Origin of the sequence: Pseudotamlana agarivorans (genome assembly GCF_018860245.1) — a bacterium.
Taxonomy (GTDB): Bacteria; Bacteroidota; Bacteroidia; order Flavobacteriales; family Flavobacteriaceae; genus Pseudotamlana; species Pseudotamlana agarivorans_A.
The window spans coordinates 69,853-92,121 of the sequence record NZ_JAHKPD010000020.1 but is presented as its reverse complement, the minus strand read 5'-3'; the positions used below and the strand labels follow the sequence as shown (position 1 = coordinate 92,121).

General features: G+C 33.8%; 24 protein-coding genes. 14 read left to right on the top strand and 10 right to left on the bottom strand.

Going from position 1 to position 22,269, the window contains the following annotated elements; translation table 11 throughout:
• The first annotated feature begins 133 nt into the window (after positions 1 to 133).
• The 6 genes from KO493_RS14025 to KO493_RS14000 all read left to right on the top strand — a co-directional run bounded on the left by KO493_RS14025 (position 134) and on the right by KO493_RS14000 (position 7,276).
• Positions 134 to 1,117, top strand: a complete 984-nt coding sequence (locus KO493_RS14025) for a sensor histidine kinase (RefSeq protein WP_216068608.1) — start codon at positions 134 to 136, stop codon at positions 1,115 to 1,117.
• Complete coding sequence (locus KO493_RS14020; protein WP_216068607.1) at positions 1,114 to 1,836, top strand: LytR/AlgR family response regulator transcription factor; 723 nt, start codon at positions 1,114 to 1,116, stop codon at positions 1,834 to 1,836. The genes KO493_RS14025 and KO493_RS14020 overlap by 4 nt, the downstream gene beginning before the upstream one ends.
• 30 nt (positions 1,837 to 1,866) lie before the next feature.
• Entirely contained in the window at positions 1,867 to 3,198 is a 1,332-nt protein-coding gene (locus KO493_RS14015; RefSeq protein ID WP_216068606.1) for a sugar MFS transporter, read from the top strand.
• 12 nt (positions 3,199 to 3,210) lie between these two features.
• Positions 3,211 to 4,305: an acyltransferase family protein gene (locus tag KO493_RS14010; RefSeq protein WP_216068605.1), complete on the top strand. Its 1,095-nt coding sequence runs from the start codon at positions 3,211 to 3,213 to the stop codon at positions 4,303 to 4,305.
• A gap of 162 nt (positions 4,306 to 4,467) precedes the next feature.
• Positions 4,468 to 6,894 (top strand): phenylalanine--tRNA ligase subunit beta, encoded by a 2,427-nt coding sequence (gene pheT, locus KO493_RS14005; protein ID WP_216068604.1) that lies wholly within the window; start codon positions 4,468 to 4,470, stop codon positions 6,892 to 6,894.
• Between the two features lie 139 nt (positions 6,895 to 7,033).
• Positions 7,034 to 7,276: a putative signal transducing protein gene (locus KO493_RS14000; RefSeq protein WP_216068603.1), complete on the top strand. Its 243-nt coding sequence runs from the start codon at positions 7,034 to 7,036 to the stop codon at positions 7,274 to 7,276.
• Positions 7,277 to 7,416: 140 nt separating this feature from the next.
• Here KO493_RS14000 and rocD read toward each other — a convergent pair whose 3' ends face one another.
• Positions 7,417 to 8,661, bottom strand: coding sequence for an ornithine--oxo-acid transaminase (gene rocD, locus KO493_RS13995; protein WP_216068602.1), 1,245 nt, complete (start codon positions 8,659 to 8,661; stop codon positions 7,417 to 7,419).
• Between the two features lie 260 nt (positions 8,662 to 8,921).
• On the opposite strand from rocD, the gene rlmD reads away from it, so the two are divergent.
• From rlmD to KO493_RS13980, 3 genes are all read left to right on the top strand, one after another.
• Positions 8,922 to 10,334, top strand: coding sequence for a 23S rRNA (uracil(1939)-C(5))-methyltransferase RlmD (gene rlmD, locus KO493_RS13990; protein WP_216068601.1), 1,413 nt, complete (start codon positions 8,922 to 8,924; stop codon positions 10,332 to 10,334).
• A 64-nt stretch (positions 10,335 to 10,398) separates the two neighbouring features.
• Positions 10,399 to 10,947 (top strand): DUF6452 family protein, encoded by a 549-nt coding sequence (locus tag KO493_RS13985; protein ID WP_216068600.1) that lies wholly within the window; start codon positions 10,399 to 10,401, stop codon positions 10,945 to 10,947.
• Positions 10,919 to 11,716 (top strand): DUF6048 family protein, encoded by a 798-nt coding sequence (locus KO493_RS13980; RefSeq protein ID WP_252723239.1) that lies wholly within the window; start codon positions 10,919 to 10,921, stop codon positions 11,714 to 11,716. The genes KO493_RS13985 and KO493_RS13980 overlap by 29 nt, the downstream gene beginning before the upstream one ends.
• A gap of 10 nt (positions 11,717 to 11,726) precedes the next feature.
• Here the strand turns inward: KO493_RS13980 and KO493_RS13975 are convergent, their stop codons facing one another.
• The 4 genes from KO493_RS13975 to KO493_RS13960 form a co-directional block, all read right to left on the bottom strand.
• Positions 11,727 to 12,200, bottom strand: a complete 474-nt coding sequence (locus tag KO493_RS13975) for an OsmC family protein (RefSeq protein WP_216068598.1) — start codon at positions 12,198 to 12,200, stop codon at positions 11,727 to 11,729.
• Between the two features lie 99 nt (positions 12,201 to 12,299).
• Positions 12,300 to 12,596 (bottom strand): type II toxin-antitoxin system RelE/ParE family toxin, encoded by a 297-nt coding sequence (locus tag KO493_RS13970; protein ID WP_216068597.1) that lies wholly within the window; start codon positions 12,594 to 12,596, stop codon positions 12,300 to 12,302.
• Positions 12,589 to 12,837, bottom strand: a complete 249-nt coding sequence (locus KO493_RS13965) for a hypothetical protein (protein ID WP_216068596.1) — start codon at positions 12,835 to 12,837, stop codon at positions 12,589 to 12,591. Before KO493_RS13965 ends, KO493_RS13970 begins: the two co-directional genes overlap by 8 nt.
• Positions 12,838 to 12,930: 93 nt before the next feature.
• A complete protein-coding gene (locus tag KO493_RS13960; RefSeq protein ID WP_216068595.1) occupies positions 12,931 to 14,091 on the bottom strand; it encodes a THUMP domain-containing class I SAM-dependent RNA methyltransferase in 1,161 nt (386 codons plus the stop codon).
• A 213-nt stretch (positions 14,092 to 14,304) separates the two neighbouring features.
• On the opposite strand from KO493_RS13960, the gene KO493_RS13955 reads away from it, so the two are divergent.
• The 3 genes from KO493_RS13955 to KO493_RS13945 all read left to right on the top strand — a co-directional run bounded on the left by KO493_RS13955 (position 14,305) and on the right by KO493_RS13945 (position 16,291).
• Positions 14,305 to 15,036 carry an SAM-dependent methyltransferase gene (locus tag KO493_RS13955; protein ID WP_216068594.1) on the top strand — a complete coding sequence of 244 codons (732 nt, stop codon included), beginning with the start codon at positions 14,305 to 14,307 and terminating at the stop codon, positions 15,034 to 15,036.
• A gap of 48 nt (positions 15,037 to 15,084) precedes the next feature.
• Positions 15,085 to 15,759, top strand: coding sequence for a ZIP family metal transporter (locus KO493_RS13950; protein ID WP_216068593.1), 675 nt, complete (start codon positions 15,085 to 15,087; stop codon positions 15,757 to 15,759).
• Between the two features lie 103 nt (positions 15,760 to 15,862).
• Complete coding sequence (locus KO493_RS13945) at positions 15,863 to 16,291, top strand: DUF4268 domain-containing protein (RefSeq protein WP_216068592.1); 429 nt, start codon at positions 15,863 to 15,865, stop codon at positions 16,289 to 16,291.
• A 247-nt stretch (positions 16,292 to 16,538) separates the two neighbouring features.
• Here KO493_RS13945 and KO493_RS13940 read toward each other — a convergent pair whose 3' ends face one another.
• From KO493_RS13940 to KO493_RS13930, 3 genes are read right to left on the bottom strand one after another with little or no spacing between them, the layout of a single operon-like run.
• Positions 16,539 to 17,042, bottom strand: a complete 504-nt coding sequence (locus KO493_RS13940) for a GNAT family N-acetyltransferase (RefSeq protein ID WP_216068591.1) — start codon at positions 17,040 to 17,042, stop codon at positions 16,539 to 16,541.
• A gap of 10 nt (positions 17,043 to 17,052) precedes the next feature.
• Complete coding sequence (gene trhA, locus KO493_RS13935) at positions 17,053 to 17,679, bottom strand: PAQR family membrane homeostasis protein TrhA (RefSeq protein WP_216068590.1); 627 nt, start codon at positions 17,677 to 17,679, stop codon at positions 17,053 to 17,055.
• A complete protein-coding gene (locus KO493_RS13930; protein ID WP_216068589.1) occupies positions 17,680 to 18,357 on the bottom strand; it encodes a DUF4294 domain-containing protein in 678 nt (225 codons plus the stop codon).
• 174 nt (positions 18,358 to 18,531) lie between these two features.
• On the opposite strand from KO493_RS13930, the gene KO493_RS13925 reads away from it, so the two are divergent.
• Both KO493_RS13925 and KO493_RS13920 read left to right on the top strand, forming a co-directional pair.
• On the top strand, positions 18,532 to 19,620 hold the full coding sequence (locus tag KO493_RS13925) for a M42 family metallopeptidase (protein WP_216068588.1): 1,089 nt from the start codon (positions 18,532 to 18,534) through the stop codon (positions 19,618 to 19,620).
• Positions 19,621 to 19,692: 72 nt separating this feature from the next.
• Positions 19,693 to 20,259 (top strand): NUDIX hydrolase, encoded by a 567-nt coding sequence (locus KO493_RS13920; RefSeq protein ID WP_216068587.1) that lies wholly within the window; start codon positions 19,693 to 19,695, stop codon positions 20,257 to 20,259.
• Here the strand turns inward: KO493_RS13920 and KO493_RS13915 are convergent.
• Both KO493_RS13915 and KO493_RS13910 read right to left on the bottom strand, forming a co-directional pair.
• On the bottom strand, positions 20,249 to 20,842 hold the full coding sequence (locus KO493_RS13915; RefSeq protein ID WP_216068586.1) for a hypothetical protein: 594 nt from the start codon (positions 20,840 to 20,842) through the stop codon (positions 20,249 to 20,251). The genes KO493_RS13920 and KO493_RS13915 overlap by 11 nt on opposite strands.
• A 107-nt stretch (positions 20,843 to 20,949) precedes the next feature.
• Positions 20,950 to 22,239 carry a hypothetical protein gene (locus tag KO493_RS13910; RefSeq protein WP_216068585.1) on the bottom strand — a complete coding sequence of 430 codons (1,290 nt, stop codon included), beginning with the start codon at positions 22,237 to 22,239 and terminating at the stop codon, positions 20,950 to 20,952.
• Between the last annotated feature and the right edge of the window lie 30 nt (positions 22,240 to 22,269).

Genomic DNA, 22,269 nt, shown 5'->3' with positions numbered 1-22,269 from the left:
ATAAATATATCACTAAAATTGTTGAATCTTAGTAAGATATTAATAACAAAATCAACCTAAAGCTAAAATTATTTCAACACACAACAACAAATCGGCAGTCAGTATTCCAATCAAATATCATATCGTATTCTGGTTGAGTTACTTCCTATTCAATTTTGTAAGATGGGGAAGTTATTTTAATGATTATTGGTATTCACTAAAATCAAACTTAGTAGAATTCCCTATTCATATCATTATAGTATACATAAACATATATTATTTAATACCAAGATATATTCTTCGGAAAAAATACCTGATTTACATTTTATCACTAGCCAGTATGTTATTTATGGTTTACTTAGTTAGAACAGGCTTGAACTATGTTTTAGTTACTGAAGAAATTTGGCCAGAAGCAGAAACACCTGGTAATTTTATGGAGCTGAATCATATTATTGCTGTAGTTTTAGGTGAACTTTATGTAATTGGTTTCACAACAGCCATTAAAATTGTCATTGATTGGTCTATTGAAAAACGACTTAATGAAGATTTGGCGAAACTACAAATGAGTACCGAACTTAAATATTTACGCACTCAAATACAGCCGCACTTCTTCTTCAATACATTAAACAATTTATATGCTTTAACCTTAAGTAAATCGGATAGAGCGCCACAGCTGGTTTTAAAGCTATCGGATATGATGCAATATATTTTATATGAAGTTAAAAGCTCAAAAGCCAGTTTGCTTCAAGAAATAAATCATATCAACAACTTTATAGATATTGAACGCATTCGTTTTAATGATAGTGTTGAGGCTGAAATGGACATTACAGGAGATATTGAAGATGTATGCGTACCGCCACTACTCTTGCTTTCCTTTGTTGAAAACTGTTTTAAACATGGTATGAAACAGAATGATAAACTAAAAATTAATATGAGTTTTGAAGTTTTGAACTCTGGTTTTATTGAAATTAATATTATAAATAACTTTAACCCTAATGTTTTAAAAGTAGAAAACGGCGGCATAGGAAATCAAAACGCTAAACGACGACTTAATCTATTGTTTGCAAATAATTATATTTTGTACTCCACAGTAGAAGATAATTTATATAAACTGTATTTAAAAATACCTACCCAATGAAAATTAAATGCATTATTATTGATGACGAACCTCTTGCTATTACGGTAATTGAGAGTCATTTAAAAAACTTCGATCATATTGAGATAGTTGAAACTTTTAACAATCCACTAAAAGCATATCGTGTTTTGGAACAGGAAAAGATTGATGTTATTTTTCTAGACATTAACATGCCAGAAATGTCGGGATTTGCATTTATAGATAACCTAAGCTATAAACCACTTATCGTTATTACCACAGCCTATCGCGAATATGCTATTAAAAGTTACGAACTCAATATTTTAGATTATTTGGTTAAGCCTATACCTTTTAATCGCTTCTTAAAAACAGTAAATAAAATATACCAACAAGTTTTTGTAAGTAATATGGCGGTTGATGCTAGCTTACAACAAGAACCTCATATTTTCCTGAAAGTCAATAAGAAACTTATAAAAATCAATTTAAACGACATATTATACATAGAAAGCCTAAAAGATTATATTAAAGTCATCACTAAACTAGGGGATCATGTGGTACACAAATCGCTCTCTGCGATTACTGAAGAATTGCCACACTCTAACTTCATGCGTATTCATAGATCTTATACGGTTTCCATCAATAAAATTAGTGCTTTAGAAGGCAACACTGTAGAAATTTCAAGCAGAAAAATCCCTATAGGCCGAAACTACACCAAACAGGCTAAAGAACGTATTTTCAATATAAACGACGATAAAGATAACTAACTCAAATATTAAGAATTTTAAAAAACAACCATGTCTAATAACCAAACACCCACTTCTACTTCAGAAAAAAACACTTTAGTTCCTATAATGATTATAGCGGGACTATTTTTCATATTCGGATTTGTAACCTGGATCAATGGGGCCTTAATTCCATTCATGAAAACCATTAATGAACTTACCGATGCCCAGTCATATTTAGTGGCTTCAGCCTCTTATATTTCCTTTGTTGTGATGGCCTTGCCTGCGTCGTATATTCTTAACAAAATAGGCTATAAAAAAGGCATGTCCTTAGGCCTAATTATCATGGCCGTCGGGGCGCTATTATTTATTCCAGCGGCAGAGGCCAGAACCTATTGGATGTTTTTAACAGCTATTTTTATACAAGGCGCTGGAATGACCTTACTCCAAACAGCTTCCAACCCTTACATTACTATTTTAGGTCCTATTGAAAGTGCAGCAAAACGTATTGCCATTATGGGCATTGCGAATAAAGTAGCAGGCGCTTTAGGTTCAGTGATTTTCGGAGCCATTTTATTATCTGGAATCGATGAGATAAAAGAAAAGCTAATTACTGTGGATGCTTCTGAAAAAGCAACATTATTAAATACTATGGCAGATAGCGTGGTAACACCATATATCATTATGGCTGTAGTTTTAGTAGTTTTAGGGTTATTAATATTAAAAGCACCGCTACCAAATGTTGAAGCTGCACCAATTGAAGTTTCCAAAACTGGTGAAAAAGCTAAGTCTAGCATCTTTCAATTTCCACATTTATGGTTGGGCGTGTTAGCCCTATTTCTTTACGTAGGTGTAGAGGTTATTGCTGGAGATACTATTATTTCTTATGGTATTTCATTAGATATCCCTGTAGAAGACGCCAAATTTTTCACCCTATTTACTCTAATGGCGATGGTAGCTACCTATGCTGTGGGTGTGTTTTTAATTCCAAAATACATGAGTCAGGCAACGGCTTTAAAATCAAGTGCTATTTTAGGGGTGCTTTTATCGTTTTGTATCGTATTCACAACTGGATTTACTTCCGTGTTATTTGTTGCAGCTTTAGGTATAGCAAACGCCTTAGTGTGGCCTGCTATTTGGCCTTTAGCACTAACAGGCTTAGGGAAATTCACAAAAACAGCTTCTGCCCTACTAATAATGGCTATTTCAGGTGGTGCTATCATTCCGCCGCTTTATGGGGCGTTGGTAGATAGCAAAAAAGAAGATTTAATTGCTTTAGGAAGTGATACCGTTGCCGCGACTGCCGAAGCTGCTTCTTACGGGTATTGGATTTTATTGCCATGTTATGCATTCATCCTTTATTATGCTTTTTTCGGTCATACACTCGGACTAAAAAAAGCTTAAACAAAAAGTTATATGACTACAAGTAAGCGCATTGAATCTGTGGATATTCTACGGGGTATCACTATTATTGCCATGATTTTGGTAAATACACCAGGAGATTGGGGCCATGTTTACGCCCCACTCCTGCATGCTGAATGGCATGGGTTAACCCCAACAGACTTGATATTTCCTTTCTTTTTATACATTGTAGGTATCTCTATTTATTACGCTTACAAGAGTAAACCGAACACACTTAGCACTTATAAAAAAGTTGGGATTAGAAGTTTAAAACTTATCGGTTTAGGTTTATTTCTAAACGTGTTTACGCCACTTTTCCCCTTTATTGTTGATCTTGAAACCTGGCGTATTCCAGGAGTACTGCAGCGCATTGGTATTGTGTTTTTTATAGTATCACTACTTTATTTAAACTGCAATTGGAAACAACTCGGAGCCATCATAGCTACTATTTTAATAGGTTATTATGTCTTTTTAGGATTTGTGCCTCTACCAAAAGAGCTCGGCACACCTACTTTTGATCGCGCACCAAACAATTGGGCGAACTATTTAGATTTAAAGATTCTAGGCAAGCACATGTGGCAGCACGATTACGACCCTGAAGGTCTTTTAAGCACCATCCCAAGCATCGCTTCCAGTCTTATTGGCGTGTTGATTGGTAAGATTTTAGATCGTTTTTCTCCTTTAAAAACCTTAGTTTTTACTGCTTTTGGTTTACTAATCTCTGGCTATGCCTTTAGTTTAATATTCCCTATAAACAAAGCCATTTGGAGCAGTAGCTTCGTACTCGTTACCAGTGGTTGGGGCACTCTTATTTTAGCTGTTATTTATTATTTAAGAGATGTGAAACAGTATCAATTTGGTTCTATTTTCAAATATATAGGTACTAATGCCATAACTGTATATTTCTTATCGAGTTTTATTTCAAAATGCATGTATACCATTAAAGTGAATGAAAACCATAACATACATTCATGGCTTTACAACAGCTTATTTTTTCCAGAAAATATGGGGCCAAAATTAGCTTCCTTAGTTTATGCACTTGTTGTTGTGTTCGTTTACGGCTATTTAGGGTATTTGATGTATCAAAAAAAGATATTTATTAAGGTTTAATAAGCTAAATTTAGAATATTTAAACACCAAAATCCAACAGGTTAATCATCACTTAAAACTTCCGTTGGGTTCAATAAAATTAATATGCACAAATCGCAGTGCTTTGTTTGAATGCTTGCTTCAATATTTTATCTTTGCAGCCTTAAATTAGGATAGATATTTATGAAAATTTCATATAACTGGTTAAAACAATTTATAAAAACAGATTGGACACCAGAACAAACTAGCGAATTACTTACAGATTTAGGACTTGAAGTTGAAGGTTTAGATGCTTTTCAATCGGTAAAAGGCGGCCTAGAAGGTGTTGTTGTTGGCGAGGTACTCGCTTGTGAAAAACACCCCAATGCCGACAAGCTTAAAATCACAACTGTAAATATTGGTGAAGATTCGCCGCTACAAATTGTTTGTGGCGCTCCTAATGTTGCTGCTGGACAAAAAGTACCTGTAGCTACAATTGGTACAACACTTTACACTGAAGAAGGTGAAGCTTGGACCATCAAAAAAGGAAAAATTAGAGGTGAAGTTAGTTTTGGAATGATCTGCGCCGAAGACGAATTAGGCTTAGGTAAATCACATGACGGTATTCTAGTTTTAGATGATGCTATTGCTGTGGGAATGCCTGTTGCCGATTTATATGATGTTGAAAATGACCAGGTTTTTGAAATTGGTTTAACACCAAACCGCGCCGATGCCATGAGTCATTATGGTACTGCGAGAGATTTAAAAGCAGGTTTAGCTCAGAAAGAAATAAACATAGAATTAATTACACCATCAGTAAGTGCATTCAATGTTGGAAGCCGTATCCTAAAAATTGATGTTGATGTCAAAGACAAAGAGTTAGCACCACGTTATTGCGGACTCACAATTTCCGGATTAAAAGTAAAAGAATCGCCAGCATGGCTTCAAAACCGACTTAAAGCCATAGGCTTAAGTCCGATTAACAATATCGTTGATGCTACCAATTATGTGTTGCATGATTTGGGGCAACCGCTTCACGCTTTTGATGCCAATAAAATTGAAGGCCACAAAATAGAAGTTAAAACTTTAGAAGCGGGAACAAAATTCACAACCCTTGATGGCGTTGAACGTGAATTACACGCCGATGATTTAATGATTTGTGATGCTGAAAAACCAATGTGTATTGCCGGGGTTTTTGGAGGTGCACATTCAGGAGTTACCGAAAGTACTACAAGTATCTTTTTAGAAAGTGCCTACTTTAATCCTGTGAGTGTTCGTAAAACAGCGAAGCGTCACGCTTTAAATACTGATGCTTCTTTTAGGTTTGAACGTGGTATCGATCCAAACATTACAGAGTACGCTTTAAAACGTGCAGCTTTGCTAATTCAGGAGATTGCAGGCGGCGAAATAACAAGCGATATTATAGACTTTTATCCGAAGAAAATAAATGACTTTGAAGTCCGTTTAAGCTTTGAAAATGCCAAAAAATTAATTGGTGAAGAAATTCCGAAGGAAATCATTAAACGTATTTTATCTTCATTAGAAATAAAAGTAAATAACGTTACCGAAACGGGTTTAGGTTTAACGGTTCCTGCGTACAGAAATGACGTGCAACGTGAAGCTGATATTATTGAAGAAATTCTTAGAGTTTATGGTTATAACAACGTAAAAACCACTAAGAAATTAAATGCTTCCATAGCGACAACCTCTCGTTTTGAAGATTATAAAGTTCAAAATATTATTGGGAACCAATTAGCGTCTCAAGGGTTTTACGAAATCCTTTCAAATTCGCTAACGACACCTAATTACGTTAAACTTAGCGAACAATTAAAAGACGAACATAACATTACGATGTTAAATCCTCTAAGTGGTGATTTATCTGTTTTACGTCAATCTTTGTTGTTTTCTGGATTAGAGTCAATTTCGTTTAATATCAATAGAAAACGTGGTGATTTAAAATTCTTTGAATTTGGTAAAACTTACCATGGTTACGGAGACAAACGAGAAGAGTTTAAACATTTATCTCTTTTTGTAACGGGTAATCAAAGTGCTGAAAAATGGCATGATCAAAATAAAAAGAGTGATTTCTTCTTAATGAAAGGACTTACCATTGCCGTTTTAGAGCGTTTAGGTATTTCAAGAATTAAAGAAACACCTATTTCTAACGATTTATTTTCTGAAGGCTTAACAATTAGCTTAGGAAAAAATAAGTTGGTTGATTTTGGAATTGTAAAGAAACCTATTCTGAAACATTTCGATATTTCGCAAGAAGTTATTTATGCTGACTTTAATTGGGATGCTATCTTAGAGCTTGTTAAACACAACAACATTAAGTTTAAAGCCATTCCTAAATTCCAAGCAGTTCGTCGTGATTTTGCCTTATTATTAGATGAAACCGTTACATTTGAAGCGATATACAAGCTTGCAAAACAAAGCGAAAAGCAAATTTTAAAAGACGTGAATTTGTTTGATGTTTATCAAGGAAAAAATTTACCAGATGGGAAAAAGAGTTATGCAGTGAGTTTCACACTTTTAGATGAAAACAAAACGCTTAACGACAAGCAAATTGATAAAATTATGAAGAAGCTTCAAACTACTTTTGAAACACAATTAGGAGCCGAATTGAGATAGATTGCTATTAAAACTATTTATAAAAAAGGAGCCATATCATTCGTTTTGATATGGCTTTTTTACTTTTTAATACCAGTACTATATCAATGAAAATGAATAATATTTCGTATCTTTAGTTAAGAACTTAATACATAAAATGATGTCTGATTCAAATTTCACAAAAGTATATACTGGCGATTTTATTATTGTAAAACGTATTGTTTCCGAGTTGGAAAATGAAAATATTAGTCCGATTGTAAAAGATCAAACAGAATCGGCACGGCTTGCAGGATTTGGCGGTGGTACCTTCCCTGGTTTTCAGGAGGTTTTTGTTAACAAAGATGAGCTAGAAAAAACACTTAAAATTGTTAATAGCATTACCGCTAGTTTAGAAGATAATTAGGTGATTTACGATTATGAGTTACTGAAACAAGTTCAGTAAGATGCTATAACGTGATTCAAATCAAAAAAAACATAAAAAAATCCAGTGATCGCTATTCACTGGATTTTTTAGTTCCTACTAATTTAAAGTTGTATTAAAAACTAAACCTCAAACTGTTTTAATGTTGTTGTTATAATATTCACACAATCTAATAATTGCTCTTTTGTCATCACTAATGGTGGTGCAAACCTGATAATGTTACCATGTGTTGGTTTAGCTAACAAGCCGTTTTCCTTCAGTGCCATGCAAATATTCCAAGCGGTATCACTTTCTTCATCATCATTAATAACGATCGCATTTAGCAGGCCTTTCCCTCTCACTAAACTAACGATACTACTGGTTTCAATATATTTATTTAATTCTAAGCGAAATAAATCACCTAATTCTGAAGCATTTTGTGCTAAATTTTCATCTCGAATAACTTCCAAAGCTGCTGTTGCAACTGCCGCCGCTACTGGATTTCCTCCAAAAGTGCTTCCGTGGTTTCCAGGCTTAATAACATTCATAATATTATCATTTGCTAAAACAGCCGAAACAGGATAAACACCGCCACTAATCGCTTTACCAAGAATTAACACATCTGGTTTTACATTTTCATGATCTACAGCCAGTAATTTTCCTGTACGTGCGATTCCCGTTTGCACTTCATCTGCAATAAAAAGTACATTATACTTTTCACACAGCGCTTTTGCTTTGGTTAAATAGCCCGCATCTGGAACATAAACCCCAGCTTCACCTTGAATGGGTTCCACTAAAAATCCAGAAACATTAGGGTTCTTCTTTAAAGTCGCCTCTAAAGCTTCAATGTTATTGTAATCAATTTTAATAAAACCTTTTGTATAAGGTCCAAAATTTTTACGGGCTACAGGATCGTTTGAAAAAGAAATGATGGTTGTTGTTCTTCCGTGGAAATTATTTTCACAAACAATAATTTCAGCTTCATTTTCGTCAATGCCTTTTACTTCGTATGCCCATTTTCTACAAAGCTTTAATGCGGTTTCTACAGCTTCAGCTCCAGTATTCATTGGTAAAAGCTTGTCGAAGTTAAAATATTCGCAAGCAAATTTTTCAAACTTTCCTAAGGCATCATTATAAAAAGCTCTTGAAGTTAAGGTTAACGTTTGGGCTTGTTGCACCATAGCGTTAACAATTTTTGGGTGACAATGCCCTTGATTAACAGCAGAATAAGCCGATAAAAAATCATAATATTTCTCACCTTCTACATCCCATACAAACACACCTTCTCCCCTGTTTAATACAACAGGTAGTGGATGGTAATTGTGTGCACCATACTTGTTTTCTAATGTAATCGCTTGCTGCGAAGTTAATTGGTCTAAAACAGCCATTTTAAAAAATTTAAAAGTTTGCATCTACCTAAATAGATACTTAAAATAACCATTCCTTCTCTACCTTTATCCTTCCGATAAGTCTCGAAAATTCAGCGTGGGAGAGAAATCATCCCTAGAACCTGCAAATTACTAATTATTGGGTATTTTAAAGCATATTTATCATAATCTTATAACTTTAGAAGTGAAAACTTCAAAAAGAAAATAACTATTTTCAACTTCAATCAATAAAGTATAAAGGAGTTCATTATTTTTGCAGCATGGCAAGAAGAAAATCAAGAAAACAAGTTTTTGAAAACGTTGAGGTAATAGATGCAGGAGCAAAAGGTAAAACCATTGCAAAAGCACCAGATGGTAAGGTTATTTTCCTTCCAAATGCTGTTCCTGGCGATATTGTAGATGTACAAACGTTTAAAAAGCGTAAAGCTTATTATGAAGGAAAAGCAACGGTTTTTCATAAACTCTCTGATAAACGTACCGCCCCGCAATGCGAGCATTTTGGAACTTGTGGTGGTTGCAAGTGGCAAGATATGGCCTACGAGCACCAATTGTTTTACAAACAAAAAGAAGTAACCAATAACTTAACCCGTATTGGCCATATTGAACTTCCCGAAGTAACACCAATTTTAGGTGCTGCAAACCAATATTTCTACAGAAATAAAATGGAGTTTTCTTTTAGTGATAGCCGTTGGTTAACCATTGAAGAAGTACAATCTGATGAGGATTTAGGAGATAGAAACGCGCTTGGTTTTCATATTCCTGGTATGTGGGATAAGATTCTAGATTTAAACAAATGTCATTTACAAGCCGATCCTTCAAACGCAATTAGAAACGCCGTTAAAGCCTTTGGTATTGAAAATAACCTTGAGTTTTTCAACACCAGAAACCAAACAGGTTTACTACGTACAATGATGATTCGTACATCCACTACGGGTGATATCATGGTGATGGTTCAGTTTTTTAAAGAAGATAAAGAAAAACGCGAATTACTATTAGATTTTATTGCTGAAAAATTTCCTGAGGTCACCTCTTTACAATATGTAATTAATGGAAAAGCCAATGATACCATTTACGATCAAGAAGTGATTTGCTACAAAGGCAACGATCATATTTTTGAAGAAATGGAGGGTTTGAGGTTTAAAATAAACGCCAAATCTTTTTATCAAACAAATTCCGATCAAGCCTACGAGCTTTATAAAATCACAAGAGACTTTGCTGGTTTATCAGGCAATGAACTGGTTTACGATTTATACACAGGTACAGGAACCATCGCACAATTCGTTGCCAAAAAAGCACGTAAAGTGGTTGGTGTCGAAGCTGTACCCGATGCGATTACTGCCGCTAAAGAAAATGCACAATTAAATAGCATCGATAACGTTGAATTCTTTGTGGGTGACATGAAAAATGTGTTTAACGCTTCCTTTATTGAAACTCACGGTGAACCTGATGTGATTATTACCGATCCACCACGTGACGGTATGCATAAAGATGTTGTGCAACAAATATTAAACATTGCTCCTAAAAAAGTAGTTTATGTAAGTTGTAATAGCGCAACACAAGCTAGAGATTTGGAACTTATGGATGCGCAGTACAAAGTAATTAAAACGCAAGCTGTTGATATGTTTCCACAAACCTTTCATGTGGAAAATGTTGTACTTTTAGAGCGTCGTTAAGTTTAAAAATCATTTACAAAACCCTATTTTTAGGAATTTTAAAAGCGATTATTAAAAATTAAGAATGAAATATTTCAAAATACTTATTGCCCCTGTTCTGCTAGTTTTAGGTGTTTTCATAGCTATCGCCTGCGAACCTGACGACATTTGTCCTGAAGGTACAGCAACAACACCTCGGCTTATCATCGAACTCTACGATGTTAGTTATCCCGACTCCCGAAAAAATGTATCTGATTTAGTCGTTATTGGGGTTGGTAACAATAGTGTGTTAACTGGTTATTCTTTTGTTGATACCGATGAAGTGCTTTTGCCTTTAAAAACGGATGATAACACTACGCAATATGCGCTAATAGCCAACGCCTCTGTAAATGACAATGGTACGCCTGACGATGAGTCTGATGATTTCATAGAAGGAAACCAAGATATTATTAGTATAAGCTATAGCCGTGAAGAAATTTATGTTTCTCGTGCTTGCGGCTATAAAACTATTTATAAAAACGTCACTTTAACAATTGAAGATGATGGTGATAATTGGATGCTTTCTAGGCAGCCTATAACCGACAATCAATCTGTAGAAAATGAAAATGAAGCCCATTTTATTGTATCGCACTAGTCTTATCGTTTTCTTATTGTTGGTTTCAATAGCTGTACAAGGGCAAAATGATGGTATTTCTAAAATCAATGGCACTGTAAAAACGGTGGATTCCAGTAAAACAAAAAAGGTAAAAACACCAAAAAAGCAAGCCAAAACCGAAAACGACAGTACCAAGATTAAATTAAAATACGGATTACGTTTAGGTACCGATGCGAGTAAATTATTAAAATCTGCTTTAGACGATGACTATCAAGGTTTAGAGATTAATGGAGATTATAGATTAACAAAGCATTTTTACGCTGCCGCGGAAATTGGAACTGAAGAGAAAAATACCATTACAGATTATATGGATATTACCACCGCTGGAGCCTATTTAAAAGCTGGTGTTGATTACAATATGTATGAAAACTGGCTAGACATGGACAATATGATCTATGTTGGTTTTAGAGTTGGAGGAAGTGCTTTTAGTCATGATTTAAATACCGCCACTATATACACTACAAACCAATACTGGGCACCACAACTAACACTTACCGATAAAGTAGAATTCAATGATTTAACAGCTTTTTGGGCTGAATTACAATTAGGAATAAAAGCAGAAGTCCTTAAAAACCTTTACATGGGGTTAAATGTACAGCTGCGTTTCCTTATTACAGAAACTGACCCCGGTAATTTTGAAAATGTCTACATTCCCGGTTTTGGTAAAACTTATGACAGCAGTGGTATTGGAGCAGGTTTTGGTTATACCATAGCATATAGAATTCCGCTTTTTAGTAAGTATAAATAGTATAATAAATTTAGATCACCACTATTCTTGCCTGATGTGTAATTGGAAAATTACAGGAATTTGCAATAAAACATAACGCATTTGCTTTTTCATGTAATTTCATTGCCAATTCTTTTTGAGCACTGTTTTTTATCGTAACCACAGGACTTAAAATAACTTTTGTAAAACTGCCACTTCCTGTAGATAGGACTTCTAATTTGCACTCGGCATGATCTGAATACTCTAAAACTTCAATGTTATTTTGCGAACAAACATATAAATAAGACATCATATGGCATGACGCTAATGCGGAAAGCAATAAATCTTCGGGGTTGTGTAAACTTGCATCCCCTCGAAAAGGTTTAGCTGCCGAAACTTCTAAATCTTGCTTTTTACCTGCTATATGAACCGTATGATTTCTACTGAAACTTCTTGGGTTTGTCGTAGTTTCTCCTTCTGAAAGTGCCCAATTGACTTGTGTTTTGAATGTGTGGTTGAATGGCATGAGGTTCTGTAGCTGAAAATCGACTGGATTTACTCAAGTGTTTACGTTAATTTCTAGATTTGAATATCTGCACCTAAACCATCTTTTGCTTAGGCTTCCCTAAAATTTCAATTTATTAGGGTCTTGTCTTGCATCAAAAAGTCTAATTATTTCTATGTTTAGACCGTTTTCTCTGTAATAAAGCGTGTTATGTTTTGAAATCACACTTTTCCTTACCTCCAAGGCTTCATTAATCATCGGAAATATTTTAGGGTCATTAATAATTAGACTAATACTATCATCCACTCGGTTGATAAATTTATTAGTAACGCTTTCATCCCAATTTAATTGTAAGTAATCTAATACTGCTTCAAAGTCTTTCTCTGCAGAAGGAGACCAAATCACTTCTCTAAGCATTTGTATATCGCTTTCTAATATCAGATATTACCTTGTGGTGCTCTCTCCCTTCTTGATTGTCTAACTGTTCAATTCCTATTTCAATGGCTTTCTTTTGTTCTTGCGTAAGATTTTGCCAATCGTTGAGGTCATTACTTCCATTAATATAATTCAACAAGATGCCGTAAGCCTCTTCTAATCGATTTCCTTTTAAGGAATCTAACTTTCTAAACAAATCTATTTTTATTTCAGCTGAATTCATTATTAATCTATTTCAAGTAAAGATAATTATAAATTAATGACTATTAAAGTGCCTTTTCTTTTTTATAGTAAGCACAATAATAATTTACCGCCCTTAATTATTCATATACTTCCCCTTCTTACTCCCCTCATACATCACGTATTTAACCAAGCGTGATTCCAGTTTCGCATTGAATAACTGTATTTTTCGCGACGGACGTAATCCTACAAACTTAAGCGCATCTAGGTTTGAAGTAATAAACCATGCATCGGTTCCTGGGTAATTTTGTTTCAGTGTATCGCCTATATTTTTATAAAACTCTTCCATATCGATGTTTAAACGCTCACCATAAGGTGGATTGAATACCATCTGTAGTTTCTCATCGCCTCCTTTTTGCGTTTTAAAGAAATCTTCGTGTTTCACTTCAATAAAATCTTCCAATTGGGCATTTTTCACGTTTTCCTTGGCCTTAGCTACGGCACTTGGTGCTTTATCATAACCAATAATTTTATGATGAAAATCGCGTGTTTTACCTAACAAAGACTCTTCAATTTTCTCAAACAACTCAACATCCCAATCTTCCCAACGTTCAAAAGCAAACTCTTTACGCATCAAGTTTGGAGGGATATTACAAGCAATCATAGCCGCTTCAATCAACATGGTACCAGAACCACACATCGGGTCCATAAAATCTGTTTGCCCGTCCCAACCCGATAGCATGATTAAACCTGCTGCTAATACTTCATTTATAGGCGCAATATTCGTCGCCGTTTTATAACCACGTTTGTGTAATGAATCTCCAGAAGAATCTAATGAAATCGTGACACGGTTTCTATCAATATGGACATTCACTTTTAAGTCAGGAAATTTTAAATCTACATTAGGACGCTGTCCATCGGTATCTCTAAACTTATCTACTATGGCATCTTTAGTTTTTTGAGCGATGTATAACGAGTGCGTAAAAAGTTCTGAATGGATCGTAGCATCAATAGCTAAAGTACCTGTAGATTTTAGGTATTTCGACCAATCCATCGCATAGATTTTATTGTATAAATCTTGCTCGTTCTTAACATTAAAAGCATGAATGGGTTTTAAAATTTTAACGGCCGTACGCAACGCTAAATTAGCCTTATACATAAAACCTTTATCTCCCGAAAAAGAAACATTACGCACCCCTTTTTTCACATATTGTGCACCTAGCTGCGTTAATTCCTTTTCTAGTAAATCTTCAAAGCCAAATAAGGTTTTGGCAACCATATTAAAATTTTCTCCCATTTTTTACGTCTGTTCACTTTTTAGGCTGAATAGATTGCAAAAATAATGTAATTTTGTGGCAAACGTAAAGTTTATTGATAATTCGGGGTTTTTAAGGATTGACGTCCGCTAATTTTAAATATAGAATTTTAAAAACCATAAATTTTTAGCATAATAAAATGCTCTAGGCTAGCCCCAAAAACAAAACAATTTCTGTTTTCACAGAAAATATTTATGACAAATAATACAGCAACTTGGTTCACTTCTTGGTTTGACACGCCATTTTACCACATATTATATAAAGATAGAGACGACCGCGAAGCTCATGCTTTTATGGATACTCTTACCGATTATTTAAACCTTCCAGAAAATGGTACTGTGCTAGATTTAGCCTGTGGTAAAGGCCGACACTCACGTTACCTTAATAAAATTGGTTACGATGTTACAGGTGTTGACTTAAGTGAAAATAGTATAAAATTCGCTAAACAATTTGAAAATCACCGTTTACAATTCGAAGTGCACGATATGTGCAAACCGTACAATAAACAATTCGATGCCGTTTTTAACCTGTTTACTAGTTTTGGATATTTTGAAGATGACCACGATAATTTAAAAACCATTGAAGCTATAAAAAGCAATTTAAATGAATTTGGTTTTGGTATTATCGATTTTATGAATAGTGAGCATGTTATTGATAACCTAGTTCCTGAAGAAACAAAAACTGTTGATGGTATCGATTTTCACTTAAAGCGGTTTGTTGAGGATGGATATATTATAAAAGATATTACTTTTACGGTCGACGAAAAAGTTTACAACTATCAAGAACGGGTTCGAGCATTTACGCTTGCCGATTTTGAAAAACTTTTTGAACAAGCCAACGTGTATTTGCTAGATGTTTTTGGCGATTATAAATTAAATAAGTTTAATCCGAAATCATCTGAACGATTAGTCATGATTTTTAAATAGCGGATGTACCACATACAATAAAACTCATAATTTGAGTCCTTTTACTAAATGAATAAATTTTTACTTCCCTTTCTGGCTGTTTTTTTAGGTTTTGGAATTGCCTTACTTTCTAAAAAACAAAAATCTTGGAACACGAAGCTCCTACTCTCTTTTAGTGGTGCATTTTTATTAGCGCTTACTCTTTTTGAATTGCTTCCAGAAGTTTACCATCATTTAGATACTAAACTGGCTGGTTTACTAATTATGTGCGGTATTTTGCTGCAAATCACCTTAGAGCTATTCTCTAAAGGTGCAGAACATGGGCATGTTCATATTCATAAGGATAACGCAAGTTTTCCATGGACACTTTTTGTTAGTTTATGCATACATAGTTTCTTAGAAGGCTTTTCTATTCATGATCATAACGACATGGTTTATGGTGTTTTAGTACATAAAGTGCCTATTGCTACGGTTATCACGTTATTTTTATTGCAATCTAGTTACACAAAATCTCAAATAGCTGGGTTTTTATTGGTTTTTGCATTTATGACCCCTTTAGGCACCTATATTTCACATGAATCATCCGTTATAGGCCAATACGCCGATGCTATGAATGCCATCGTTATAGGGATCTTCTTCCATATTTCAACGACTATTTTGTTTGAAAGCGGCGACGGACATAAGTTCAACTTTTCAAAGTTTATCGCTATAATCCTTGGTGTTGGTATAGCTTATATGATTTAATTTATAATATCTTTTTTAAGATATCTTTTGAATAAATATATATTCAATTGAAAATTAATTAAGCAATAAACATCGATTTAAAAAAATAAAAAAATTAGGACTCATGTTTTCAAAGGAAGAATCTAGAAAATTAAAACAAGAATTTTGGACCAGTTTTGGAAAGTCATTCCCTAGAAAATGGACTTTATACCATACCAAATTAAAAGGCTTTAGTTTTAAATTTCACTTTGATAATAAAACCGCTTTAGTGGCGCTAGATGTTGAAGACGATTTAGAACACCGTATAAAGTATTGGGAAAAACTCCTAGCTTTAAAGTCCATTTTATTAGATGATTTTTTACCAGAAGCCATCTATAATGAAGAATATATTTTAGATAACGAAAAAGAGATCTCTAGAATTTTTGTCCCCTTAGAACAGAAAGTTTCCATTCATAACAAAAACTCATGGCAAGAAGTTATGGTGTTTTTTAATGAAAAAATGAGCTTGTTTGAGGCCTTTTTTGAAGAGTATCGAGATGTTATTGATAGCTAATAGGCAGAATTGATTATTTTTTATTGACTATTGACTATTGACTGATGACAGGTGACGGAAGATGGCAAAATTGTTTATTTGTTTAATCGTTTATTCGTTTAACCAACGTTGAAATTGATGAAAGATTCATCCTAACGTCTGAAAGACAATCTGAAAATCACAGCATTATTAATTCGTTTGATCGTACATAAACTTTTAATATTTAATATCTAACTTTCAATATCGTCCAATTTTTCACTTTTAATTTTTAATTTTTAACTCCAAGAACCATCTCATAATCATCCATAACAAAGCCGCTTCCAATATCGGCAACTAAAGGCCCAATCTTTTTAAACCCAAATTTTTCATAAGCGATAATAGCATTTGTATTATTGATGTTTACTGTGAGCCGTATCTTATTCAATTGAAATGCTAGTGCTTTAGCTTCTATAAATTCCATTGTTTTTTTCCCTATACCTTTATTTCGGAAATCACTTAGAATATAAAACTTACTTAAAAATAAGGACTTAGTTTCCTTGAGTATAGCAAAATATCCCACTGCCGTATTGTTATAAGAAACCATATAATACAAATAATCGTTGTTAACTTGATTCTGTATAGCTTCAGCAGACTGAAATTTATCAAGCATGTAATCTACTTGAGCTTTACCTACTATAGGAATGTAATGCTCCCGCCAAATAATATTGGCTAAGGTTTCAATTTCAAGGTAATGTGAGGGGTTTTCTGCTAAAATGTATGTTGTCATATTCATGTATCACAAATTAAATCACATAAAGAAAAATCATTAAAAAATGACAGATAGCCCCAGTTAGAACAAAAAGATGCCAAATCACATGATTATAACGTATTTTTTGAATGGCATAAAAAATAATACCAATACTATATGCTGATCCTCCTGCGGCCATAAACCACATGCCATCGCTTCCTATTTGTTCAGACAAATTTGAAATATCGAAAACAATAAGCCACCCCATGACTAAATATAATAAGGTTGAAACCACTTCAAAACGTCCAGTAAAAAACAATTTTAAAACAGCCCCTAAAAGCGCAATCCCCCAAACGGTATAAAAAAGGGGCCACCCTAAACTATCTTGAAGTGCTATTAAACAAACAGGCGTATAAGTTCCTGCTATTAAAAGGTAAATACTTACGTGATCTACAATTCTAAAATAATGCTTGCGTTTTTCGTTTTTAGTAGCGTGATAACATGTTGAAGCACTAAACAGTATAATTATTGAAACGGAATAAACAACTACACTAAACAGACTCCAATCACTTTTTTCAGAATTAAATTGAACCAGAAGTATTAAGGCAACCACACCAAGAACCGCCCCTAAACCATGAGAAAAGGCATTAAGTTTTTCTTCCAATGGTGTTTGAATACGCATTTATTCAGGCGTTTTTTGATAAATCCATTTATCGGTTAAATCGTAAAAATTAAATTTTATTGCTGGTGGCTGTGGTTCTAACAATCCGTTTTGAAAAGCCCGCTGTAAAATGTCTTCAATTAAATAATCTTCTTTAACATTTATGGGGTCATACGCGCGTTTTAATGAAATATCGAACATACTAGCAGTTGTATTATACCAAAATGCACGCCATCCATTACGAAGCTCTTTAACTAAGTCGAAAGCAGTTGTTCCCGTTTGTCTATGAATTAACTTCACTAAAATCTGACCTTCAGTACGCGTTAACTTTTTCAATTCTTCAGAAAATTCGCCTTCTATATATTTTTGTATTTTTTTTGTATAACGTCGCTTTTGGCTATCCCGTTTAAGGGATGATAGCCGCGTATTCATAGAATCTAAGCGCTCGGCCGCCATTTTAGCATAAGGATAGACTTTCAATGTTTTTCGCCTTAATATTAAATAACGAATGCGTTCTTTTTTATCTCCAAACTTAAGTCTATGCAACAGAATAACCTCGTCTAAATTAATAGACTGCCTAGGCACAGAGTCGCCTTCTATAATTAAATATTCAATAGTGGTAGTATCACTTTCAATCTCGTTAATCTGAGAAAAGACCAAAAACGGGCATAATACCAATATATATTTTAAAAAATTCATCAATAAAAGTGGAGCATTTAATATGTAAAAATAAAGAAATTATACGCCGCTCTAACAATACACTTTCAGTATCTCACATTTACAGGGTCAATATAACAAAATATGATAGACAATAATCATTTAAACCATCAATGTGTCTATTAATATTATTATTTTAGTGCAAAAATTTTATACATGGCAAACAACAGCATTCTTAATGAAAAGTCAATGGACTTTTTAGAAAAATATTTGAACAATGCAGCCCCAACTGGTTATGAGTGGACTGGGCAAAAAATATGGATGGACTATTTAAAACCATACGTAGATACTTTTATCACCGACACTTACGGGACCGCGGTTGGCGTTATTAATCCTGATGCAAAATATAAAGTAGTTATTGAAGGTCATGCCGATGAAATTTCATGGTATGTTAACTATATTTCAGATAACGGTTTAATTTACGTGATTAGAAACGGCGGTAGCGATCATCAAATAGCGCCGAGTAAGATTGTAAATATTCATGCCAAAAACGGTATTGTAAAAGGTGTTTTTGGATGGCCAGCGATTCACACTAGAGACAAATCGAACGAACAAGCCCCAAAACCAGATAATATTACTATCGATGTTGGTGCAAAAGATAAGGAAGAAGTTGAAAATTTAGGCATTCACGTAGGATGTGTTATCACTTATCCAGATGAATTTCATGTATTGAACAAAAATAAGTTTGTTTGCCGCGCCTTAGATAATCGTATGGGTGGTTTTATGATTGCTGAAGTAGCACGTTTATTAAAAGAAAACAAGAAAACTTTACCATTTGGACTGTACATTACAAATTCTGTGCAAGAAGAAATTGGTTTACGTGGTGCTGAAATGATTACTCAAACCATAAAACCAAACGTGGCAATTGTTACTGATGTCACGCACGATACCACAACGCCAATGATTGAAAAAACCAAGCAAGGTGATTTAGAAATTGGTAAAGGACCTGTAGTAGCCTATGCGCCTGCGGTGCAACAAAAATTACGTGATTTAATTACTGAAACTGCTGAAGGTAAAAAGATTCCTTTCCAGCGTTCTGCACTTTCTAGAGCAACCGGAACAGATACCGATGCCTTTGCTTATAGTAACGGCGGCGTGGCTTCTGCCCTAATTTCTTTACCATTACGTTACATGCATACTACGGTAGAAATGGTACATAGGGACGATGTTGAAAACGTGATTAAATTAATTTACGAAACACTTCTTAATATTGAAGATGGCGAAACTTTTAGCTATTTTAAATAAAATATAACTTTAAAATGCCATTACAAGGAATAAAATTTATCAACTTGTAATGGCTTTTTTAATTATAACCATATGGACGAATTAATAGACATCACTGATAAAAACGGGAATCTTTTAGGCGTTTCAAAACTGAAATCTGTGATTCACCAAAAAGGATTGTTTCATCATACAGCGCATATTTGGTTTTACACTAAAAAAGGTGAAGTATTATTATCGCAACGTTCGGCCAAAAAAGCTATTTGTCCACTTTTATGGGATGTTTCGGTTGCCGGGCATGTAGATGCCGGTGAAACCATTAAACAAGCTGCAGTTAGAGAAATTTTAGAAGAAATTGGATTGTCTATTTCAGAAGATAAACTGTATAAAATTGGTGTTTTTGAATGTTTTCAATCTTATGAAAACGGTATGGTAGACAACGAATTTCATAATACCTTTTTAGCGGAGTTAAATGTTCCTATTTCATTATTAAAACCCCAAGAGGAAGAAGTTGAAGCTTTAAAACTTATATCTTTATCTAAATTTGATGAACTTATTGTGAACATCAACGCTAATAATCTTCATTTTGTGCCTTCTAACTCATCTTATTATGAATTTATATCTAAAGAAATAAAGAAACGAATAAAAAGGGTTAATCCTTAGATATAATTTCCTTTAAAAACAGCTTAAATTCAATTTCAACGTGATTCCCAATTTGAATTAAGCCAAATAGTTTATTTGGCGCCTCAATATTGAAGGTGTCCAAATACAGGTCTAAATTTCCAACAACTTCCAACTTATCATTTTTTTTTAAATTAACTGGGATTGAATAAGTATTACTTATTCCTGCCATTGAAACATCAACAAGCACATTGACCTCATTTTTATTATGGATCATATTAATTTCTCTTAATTCTAGCTTAATACGTGGATGTTTTTTTGTTTTTAATATCTCTATAAAGTCACGATTTATAGCTCTACCACCACAGTCAAAATTTATATTGTCTAATACCAAAGTTGATTCTGACAATAAAATTTTACCATCTTTTAAAATGTAATTTATAGGAATCACAGATTTAAAATCCGTCATATCATATTTGCACTCAAACCCTTTTACGTTGCTAGTTCCTATAACAGATAAGGTGCTATCGTCAATAATTTTAAAGGCTGTATTTTCAATAAATGTATCTTTGTTCGTAAAACCTAAGACTGCGATTAAAGCTACTAAAAACAATATCTTTTTCATACCCTTTCTCATTAATTGTTAATGTCCATTAAAAATAAAAGCCTCTAAGTCTAAGAATTATATCAATTCCTATACAGAGAGACTTTTTGTTTGTTTACTAATTTTTATTAGAAACTTATAGCCGCTTCTAACATGAATCCATCAAATTTACCATCTTCTAAAGCTCCAGAAAACCCATCATAATTCTGGTGAACATATTCTGCTTTCATTAAGATGTTTTTAGTCATAAACCAACCTGCTCCTAACTGGGTTCTTTTAATAGTAATATCTTGAGCTTTATCATCATACTCTGAGTTTACGACGTTATATCGACCTCCTACATAAAAGTTATCATTTTTTCCAAAACGGTATAACAATTCACTTGCAAATTGGTTTGTAACACCATCCATTTCTGGATCTAAAGTAGCTGGATTTGCATTTGTGCTTCCACTAGCTCTTTCTAAAGTTCCAAAAAATTCAAACCCTTTATATCTTACAAACGGATTAATCATTATGGCTGTCACACTATTTTTAAAATTAGGTGCAAAACGTCCTGATCTGAAATTATCAGAAGAAGCTCCTTCCGCTTCCATGACATGGTAATATCTAGATCCTGCTCTATCCGCATTAAATAAATATAAATTTGGTGTATAACCCGTATTATACAATGAACCTGTTAGTCTTAATCTTAAATCATCATTTAATTGCTTATCATATCCTATTTTAGCGAGGAAAGCTGCCCCTCCTGTTCTTCCATTTGCACCAGCGACAACCGATTGGTTTAATTTTCCATTAGAAAAACCAACCATTCCTAAAAAACCATTTCTTTGGTAGTAAAGTTCAGCTCCAACTTCTGTGGTAAATGAATCCATGATTAAGTTTCCTATGAATGGGTTAAATATGGTTTGTGCATTATCACTTCTTCTAAAGTGGGCATCACCATAGTTATTCTCCATATGACCAACTTTAATAGTTGCATATTGCATAATATCCGATAAAAAACCTTCACTTATAAAATCTAACTTATCAATTTGAAAATATCCACCTTTTACATATGGTTCTGGATGATGACGTGATGATAGATATGTTCTTAAGTGCATTCTAACACCTTCTGCTAAAACAACATCCAAATCTAAGTTTGCAGTTGGTAAATTAAAATTGGACCCAAGTTCTGCTAAAGGTGTTGCTCCAGAATTCTCATGATCTAATGCTTGAAATTGAAGGGTTGACGCCCCACCAACTCTTACTTTTAAACCATCAAAAGTTGATTCGGTTTCTTTTGGCGCTTCAAATGTATTAATTCCGGTTTGATCCGGCTGTCTAAAGTTATCAATATGTCTTTTGCTATTTTGAGCATACATATTTAGTCCCCCTAAGACTATGGCTCCTAAAATTAAATTTTTAATTATTGATTTCATAATTATACTAATTTATAGTTGTTATTAAAT

Bases quoted from the DNA above. Each gene is read 5' to 3' on its own strand.
- KO493_RS14020 (WP_216068607.1), top strand. From the start codon at position 1,114: ATGAAAATTAAATGCATTATTATTGATGACGAACCTCTTGCTATTACG.
- KO493_RS14015 (WP_216068606.1), top strand. From the start codon at position 1,867: ATGTCTAATAACCAAACACCCACTTCTACTTCAGAAAAAAACACTTTA.
- KO493_RS14010 (WP_216068605.1), top strand. From the start codon at position 3,211: ATGACTACAAGTAAGCGCATTGAATCTGTGGATATTCTACGGGGTATC.
- pheT (WP_216068604.1), top strand. From the start codon at position 4,468: ATGAAAATTTCATATAACTGGTTAAAACAATTTATAAAAACAGATTGG.
- KO493_RS14000 (WP_216068603.1), top strand. From the start codon at position 7,034: ATGTCTGATTCAAATTTCACAAAAGTATATACTGGCGATTTTATTATT.
- rocD (WP_216068602.1), bottom strand. From the start codon at position 8,661: ATGGCTGTTTTAGACCAATTAACTTCGCAGCAAGCGATTACATTAGAA.
- rlmD (WP_216068601.1), top strand. From the start codon at position 8,922: ATGGCAAGAAGAAAATCAAGAAAACAAGTTTTTGAAAACGTTGAGGTA.
- KO493_RS13985 (WP_216068600.1), top strand. From the start codon at position 10,399: ATGAAATATTTCAAAATACTTATTGCCCCTGTTCTGCTAGTTTTAGGT.
- KO493_RS13980 (WP_252723239.1), top strand. From the start codon at position 10,919: ATGAAGCCCATTTTATTGTATCGCACTAGTCTTATCGTTTTCTTATTG.
- KO493_RS13975 (WP_216068598.1), bottom strand. From the start codon at position 12,200: ATGCCATTCAACCACACATTCAAAACACAAGTCAATTGGGCACTTTCA.
- KO493_RS13970 (WP_216068597.1), bottom strand. From the start codon at position 12,596: ATGCTTAGAGAAGTGATTTGGTCTCCTTCTGCAGAGAAAGACTTTGAA.
- KO493_RS13965 (WP_216068596.1), bottom strand. From the start codon at position 12,837: ATGAATTCAGCTGAAATAAAAATAGATTTGTTTAGAAAGTTAGATTCC.
- KO493_RS13960 (WP_216068595.1), bottom strand. From the start codon at position 14,091: ATGGGAGAAAATTTTAATATGGTTGCCAAAACCTTATTTGGCTTTGAA.
- KO493_RS13955 (WP_216068594.1), top strand. From the start codon at position 14,305: ATGACAAATAATACAGCAACTTGGTTCACTTCTTGGTTTGACACGCCA.
- KO493_RS13950 (WP_216068593.1), top strand. From the start codon at position 15,085: ATGAATAAATTTTTACTTCCCTTTCTGGCTGTTTTTTTAGGTTTTGGA.
- KO493_RS13945 (WP_216068592.1), top strand. From the start codon at position 15,863: ATGTTTTCAAAGGAAGAATCTAGAAAATTAAAACAAGAATTTTGGACC.
- KO493_RS13940 (WP_216068591.1), bottom strand. From the start codon at position 17,042: ATGAATATGACAACATACATTTTAGCAGAAAACCCCTCACATTACCTT.
- trhA (WP_216068590.1), bottom strand. From the start codon at position 17,679: ATGCGTATTCAAACACCATTGGAAGAAAAACTTAATGCCTTTTCTCAT.
- KO493_RS13930 (WP_216068589.1), bottom strand. From the start codon at position 18,357: ATGAATTTTTTAAAATATATATTGGTATTATGCCCGTTTTTGGTCTTT.
- KO493_RS13925 (WP_216068588.1), top strand. From the start codon at position 18,532: ATGGCAAACAACAGCATTCTTAATGAAAAGTCAATGGACTTTTTAGAA.
- KO493_RS13920 (WP_216068587.1), top strand. From the start codon at position 19,693: ATGGACGAATTAATAGACATCACTGATAAAAACGGGAATCTTTTAGGC.
- KO493_RS13915 (WP_216068586.1), bottom strand. From the start codon at position 20,842: ATGAAAAAGATATTGTTTTTAGTAGCTTTAATCGCAGTCTTAGGTTTT.
- KO493_RS13910 (WP_216068585.1), bottom strand. From the start codon at position 22,239: ATGAAATCAATAATTAAAAATTTAATTTTAGGAGCCATAGTCTTAGGG.